Annotated in this window: 1 protein-coding gene; it reads left to right on the forward strand. The window is 78.7% G+C overall.

The window, feature by feature from the left end; translation table 11 throughout:
* Positions 1 to 244, forward strand: a 244-nt coding sequence (locus KVT14_RS20940; RefSeq protein WP_217617352.1) for a hypothetical protein, incomplete at both ends; no start/stop codon positions are given.

The following is a 244-nucleotide window of genomic DNA, read 5'->3' on the forward strand; positions in this document are numbered from 1 at the left end:
CCTGCGCGAGGGCGAGGCGGTCTCGGCCGCCTGGGCGCACTACACCGGGGTCTACGTCGCGCCGGCGTCCGAGGTCGGGCTCGCCCCCGCGGCGCCGGCGTTCTTCGGCGGCTTCGACGCGCTGCTGGCCGCCCGCTCCGACGGGCTCGCCGACCTGCGCCGTCAGGGCCCCGACGCGACGCAGTACCGGTGGGACAGCCACCCGTCGCACGCCGCCCGGATCGCCGCGATGGACCGGATGCCC

This window comes from Cellulomonas sp. GbtcB1, assembly GCF_019091725.1.
In the GTDB taxonomy this organism is placed as follows: Bacteria; Actinomycetota; Actinomycetes; order Actinomycetales; family Cellulomonadaceae; genus Cellulomonas.